Here is a 5,887-nt window from a genome sequence, read left to right as displayed (position 1 = left end):
CAAACAACGAAACTGGACAGCAACCTTCACAGTCACCATCCAGCCCCATCCATCACCCTGAACGCTTAACTCACCGGCATTGCGCTATGACGACATAAAGTCTTCCGGATCATGAGAAATAGGCCGGTGTAGATGGGTGGACCGGGGAGTACCACGCTTCGGGCGGTGATCTTCGGGGCGTCGTGGGGGTGGGGACGGCACCACTCGCACACCACCAACGTGGACACGACCCAGGAGGGCAAGGCCTTCACGGGTGCCGTCCCATGACCCGGACCGTTCTGGCTGCCCGAACAGTCCGAAACGTCTGGGATCATGGGAGCAGGGCGTCAGTCGGTCTCGGGACGTTGCGGCAGGAGCCTTGTCTCGTCGGGGTCCTCCGGGGCGATCCGCAGCACCATCGTCCTGTCCGCGTCCGGTGTGACGTCGGCGCCCGGACCAGCACCGCCCGGACCAGCCGAAGTGCCCGGAGCAGCAGCGCCCGGACCAGCAGCGCCCGGACCAGCAGCGCCCGGACCAGCAGCGCCGGCACGGGGTTCGGCAGGGGCGGCGGCGCCCGAAGCAGGGGCGGCGCCCGGAGCAGGGGCGGGTGCCGTGGTGGCGCGGGACTCGTGCAGAGCTTCTGTGAGGGCGGCGTTGATGCGGGTGCCGCCCCGTTTGAATCCGAGCTCGCGCCGGGCTTCCTCCAGGACCTGCTCCTCGGTGCGCAGCAGGGTGTCGGACTCGATCCAGGCGATCAGGGCGACCAGCCCCGGCCGCGGATAGTCGGTGATCGGGCGCCCCGGGACGAAGTCGGGGCGCGGCAGGGCGCGGGCCGACGAGGGCGGAGCGGCGGGCACCTCGGGCAGGTGCAGCACGATGGTCGGCTCGTTGGTGCGGCGGGCGTCGGCGGCGGCGAGCGCCTCGTCATACGCGGCCCGGGTCCTCACGGTCTCGGCGGCCGGGTCGGCGAACCAGTCGGTGGACCAGATGCGGTGGTAGCGCCAGCCGAGGCGTTCGAGCTGCTCCTGCCGGAGGCGGTCGCGGTCGCGGGCGGTGCTCGCGGAGTGGTAGGTGGCGCCGTCGGTCTCGATGGCGAGGACGAGCTCGTCCGGATCCGAAGGGTGGGAGCAGGCGAAGTCGATGTACGCGCCCGCGACGCCGAAGCGGGCGGTGACGGGGATGCCGGCGGCGGTGAGGCGGGCGAGGACGTCGGCCTCGAAGGCGTCCGGCTGGGCGTGATCGGCGGTGGCGGCGCGGAGGGAGGTGCCGCCGGACTCGGTGTATTCGAGATACGCCCGCAGCAGCCGGACGCCCTCGGAGGTGCTGCGGGCCGGGTCCATGTCGGCGGCGGTGAAGGAGCTGACCAGGGTCATCCGGCGGCGGGCGCGGGTGACCGCGACGTTGAGCCGCCGCTCGCCGCCGGGGAGCAGCAGCGGGCCGAAGCGGTAGGGCAGCTGACCGGCGGCGTTCTTGCCGTAGCCGATGGACAGGATGATCGCGTCGCGTTCGTCGCCCTGGACGCGCTCGAGGTTCTTGACGAAGAACGGCTCGCCGGCGCTCTCGGAGAAGAAGGCGTGCAGCTCGGCGCGGGCCGAGAGGGCCTTGCGCAGGGCGAGGTCGATGCGGTCGGCGTGGGTGATGCCCATGGTGATCACGCCGAGGGACTGTGAGGGGCGCAGCTGGGCGTGCTGGAGTGCGAGCTCGACGACCCGGTCGACCTCGGCGGTCACGCTGTCCGTGTCGGTGTTGGCCGGGTCGTGCGCGACGTGCACGTGCTGCACGGAGCCGGCGCCGGCCGTGCCGGGGAACGTGACCAGCGACCGCTCGTAGATGTGCGCGTTGGAGAAGCCGATGAGCCGGTCGTCCTGGCTGCGGTAGTGCCAGCGCAGCAGATACGCCGGGAGCAGCGCGGTCAGCACGTCCAGGATCGACTCATAACCGGAGGTGAGCGACAGGTCGATCGAGCCGTCGGCCCTGACGCCGAGCGGGTCGGCGCCGGCGCCTTCCTCGGCGGCGGTGAAGAACGACGTGGGCGGCAGCTGGTGCTCGTCGCCGGCGACGACGACCTGCCTGGCCCGCAGCAGCGCCGGGACCGCGTCGGCGGGCGTGACCTGGCTGGCCTCGTCGAAGACGACGACGTCGAACAGGTCGGCCTCGGCGGGCAGCAGCTGCGACACGATCAGCGGGCTCATCGCCCAGCAGGGGCGCAGCGCGGTGAGCATGTGCGGGGCGGTCGCGAAGAGCTGGCGGATCGGCAGGTGCCGGCGCTTGAGGTTGGCCTGGTGCTCGACCAGGCGGCTCTCGTCGGGAAACTGGTCGCGGGTCCGCGTGATGTGCTCGGCGACGGCCCGCAGGACGCGGCTGGCGGTCGCGTCGATGTGCCGGTGGTCGGCGGCGCGGAACTCCTCGGCGGTGCGGGTGTGCAGCGGCCCGTCGAACGCGCCGACGCGGTCGTCGGTGAAGTTGAGGTGCTGCAGGATCGACGCGTGCCAGCAGGCGTCGAAGACGGCCCCGGCGAGGTCGGCGTCGGTGCGGCGGCCGGTGAGGTCCGCGACCAGCTGGTCGAGGCCGAGCCCGGCGAACGCGGCGGCGAGCTCGTTGAGCCGGGGGATCCGGCGCAGGGTGCGCTCGTCCCCGGCGAGCCCGGACAGGACCTGGGCGAGCCGGTCGAGGTCCATCGCGGCGAGGCCGAGCTGCGGGACGAACCGCTGCAGCTGCGCGACCTGCTCGTCGAGGGCCTGGAACGCGGCCCTTGCCCGCGCGAACTCCCCCGGCAGGCGCGGATGCCCGCCGTCCGCTGCGGCCCGGGTCCACTGCGCGCGCTGGGCGAGGGCCGCGGACAGCCCGGCGAACAACTGCTGCCGGCCGGGGTTGCCCGAGCCGCGCCACAGCTGGGTGGCCTGCTTGCGCATGCGGCGGCGGGTGAGCCAGCCCGCGTCGGCGCCCGGCTGGCCGGCGTGCTCGCGGCGCCACGTGGCGTCGGCGGCGGAGGCGATGTGGGTGGCGAGGTCGACGCGGAACACGTCCTCGCGGAAACTGGCCAGCGTCGTGGCGACCCCGTCGAGGAACCCGAACAGCTGCCGCCAGCCGGCGAGGTCGGCGGGCGGGCGCAGGCCGGTCTGCTCCTGGACGTGCCGCAGCGCCGGGCGCGCCGCGGGCAGGGTCCGCTCGGCGAGCCGCTCGACCAGGTCGAACGCGGCTTCGGCGTCGGCGGGTGTACGCACCGCCGACCCGACCCACCCACTGTGCTGCCCGGTGACGGTGAACCCGCCGAGCGCGGCGAAGTCGCGCAGCTGCTCCCGGACGCGGCGGGCGGTGCCGGCGTCGAGGGCGGCGAGGGTCTGCCCGCGCAGGCGCACCGCCGTCATCGGCCGCACCGTGCCGGCGAGCTCGACAAGGGCGCACTGCGACTGATAGGCGCTGACGCCCCACGGCTCGCGGACCTGGTGCAGCGCCTCGTCGTGCCCGTTGAGCTGGGCGCGCTTCGTGATCAGGGTCTCGTGCAGGACGCTGAGGTCGGGCTGGGCGATCCTGGCGGCGGAGTCGAACGCCGCCTTGAGGTCGGCGGCCACCCGGCGCCGTGACGCGGTGCCGTCGTGCACGTCCATGACCAGGCTGCCCAGCCCGCGCCGGGTGAGCCGGTCGGTGACGGCGGTGATCGCGGCCCGCTTCTCCGCCACGAACAGGACCCGCTTGCCGCGCGCGACCAGCGAGGCGATGAGGTTGGCGATGGTCTGGCTCTTGCCGGTGCCGGGCGGGCCCTTGATCACGCTGTGCTGGCCGGACAGGACGGCGTTGATCGCATAGTTCTGCGAGGAGTCGGCGTCGAGCACCAGGAACTCGTCGTCGGGGGCGATCAGGTCGGGGTCGTCGGGCTGGACCGCGCCGGTCGCGTGCAGCCGCCGCTGGGCCTCGCCGTCACCGGCGATCGCGGCGATGATCTCGTGGCCCTCCAGGGCCGCCTCGGCGACCCGCAGGTCGTTGACCATCGGAAGCTTCGCATAGGAGAACGTGCCGAGCACGCAGCGCGGCCCGATCGTGAACCCGTCGACCCGCCCCGACGCCTCCTTGGTCAGCCGCTCGAACAGCGGCTGCGGGTCGAACCCGGCGGTGTAGCTGATCAGCTCCTCGAGCTCGTCGGCGTCGACCTGGACCCCGAACTCCTCTTCGAGCAACTGCAGCAGCGTCGGATTGAGCTCGGTGTCGCCGTGCACGCTCAGCTCGAAGTCGTCCTCGGCCGCCCCGCGCGCCTTGAGCTGGGCGGATCGCAGCAGCACGGGCGCGGCCGGCACCCCGCTCCCGGCCGGCGGCGTCCAGGTGGCGCTGCCGATCGCCACGAAGCACGTCTCGATGCCCCGCTCCTCGGCCAGCTCACGAGCCTTGTTTCTGATCGTGCGCGCCCGCTTCACCGCCGCTGCGTGCGTGAGCACCGGCCCCTCGTCAGGCTCGGCGACCTCGTCACCCGCCGGATCGGCCGCCGCAGGATCGAGCACCGCAGCGTCAGCCGTGGCGAGGTCAGCCGCGGAAGGGTCGGCGTCGTCGAGGCGGTCGGCGGGCTTCGGCGCGGTGACCGGCACCTTCGCCCTGCCGACGGCCGGACGCCCCGAGTCGGCCAGGCGTGACGCGGTCGGATCAGGCTCAGCGACGAGCGTCTCCCCCGCCGGGTCCGCGGAGTCGGCGGATCGCTGATCAGCGCCCAGGTCAAGGACGGTGTCCTGCGGCGCCGGCCGCCCAGCGACGCTGGACGCCGCTGCGGACGGCGGCTCCGCGGCCGCCGGCCCGGCGGCGCGCCTGCCGGCGGCGGCGCGGGTGAACAGCTGACGCAGCGACATGGTCCGCCCGCCGAGCAGCGCCGCCACCGCGACCGGATCGGCCGCGGACAGGTCGAGCGTGCCCGAGCGCAGATCCTTGTAATACAGCAGCGTGTTCCGCCCGCCCAGGTCGATGAGCTGGGAGCGCCACCGCCTGGCGGCCTCCTGCACGAGCGCCGCTCTGCCCTGTCCGTTCACGCTGCGAGCCTAAACCTGGGGTACGACACTCCGCACCGATCAAAAGCACGAGTCCGGCCGCGGTTCCGGCGGTTGGGCGATTCGGTCGACGGCGTCGCGGCAGAGAACGCCGCGTTGCGGCGGCGGATGCGGGACCTGGAAGTGGAACGCCCCCGCAAGGCGGCCCGGCACCGGAGTCCCAGGCGCAGCGCCATGACGCGGAGGGCGGCCACGGGATGGGCGCGTAGCGCGAGCAGCAGCCAGCGCGCTCGTGCGGCTGTGCGCCGGGGGTCTTGGGTGAGAATCCCCCAGCGGAACGCGCAGGAGCAGTAATCGATTGGCATCTTTACTGTTAACAAACCTTCGCGTAGTGTCCGCGCCAGGGCGCCCTACATCCCCCATCTCGCTCGAGTCCGAGGCAGGTCTGCAATGAGACTGCGAATCGGGGTGATCGCGGCTGCCCTGGCAACAGTCGCGGCCACCGTCATCGTCGCCGCCACGCCGGCGTTCGCCGCACCCGCCACCGCGGCATTCGTCCAAACCTCCACCTGGGGTTCCGGCTACGAGGCCAAGTACACGATCACCAACGGCACGACCAGCACGATCAACGGCTGGACGGTCGCGTTCGACCTGCCCAGCGGCACCTCGGTCAGCTCGTCGTGGGACGCCAACCGGACCGGCACCTCCGGCCGCGTGAGCTTCGCGAGCACCTGGAACGGCACGATCGCCCCCGGCGGCACGGCCAGCTTCGGGTTCATCGCCGCCGGCAGCGGCACCCCGACCAACTGCACGCTCAACGGCGCCGCCTGCGGTGGCGGCACGACCCCGACGACGCCGGCCGGCACGCCGGGTGTCCCGGGCAACTTCCGGGTCACCGCGACCACCAACACCAGCTTCTCCCTGGCATGGAACGCCTCGAC

General features: G+C 72.9%; 2 protein-coding genes. One reads left to right on the top strand and one right to left on the bottom strand.

All coding sequences use genetic code 11. The features are described 5' to 3' along the window. Window positions 1-326: 326 nt before the first annotated feature. Entirely contained in the window at window positions 327-4,988 is a 4,662-nt protein-coding gene (locus ABZS58_RS50815; protein ID WP_354792013.1) for an AAA domain-containing protein, read from the bottom strand. Between the two features lie 408 nt (window positions 4,989-5,396). Here ABZS58_RS50815 and ABZS58_RS50810 point away from each other — a divergent pair. Further along, a partial coding sequence (locus tag ABZS58_RS50810) for a cellulose binding domain-containing protein (protein ID WP_354792011.1) occupies window positions 5,397-5,887 on the top strand: 491 nt, incomplete at its 3' end.

The organism is Dactylosporangium sp. NPDC005555 (assembly GCF_040605635.1).
Taxonomy (GTDB): domain Bacteria; phylum Actinomycetota; class Actinomycetes; order Mycobacteriales; family Micromonosporaceae; genus Dactylosporangium.
The sequence above is the reverse complement of the archived record's forward strand: the minus strand, read 5'-3'. Positions and strand labels throughout refer to the sequence as shown.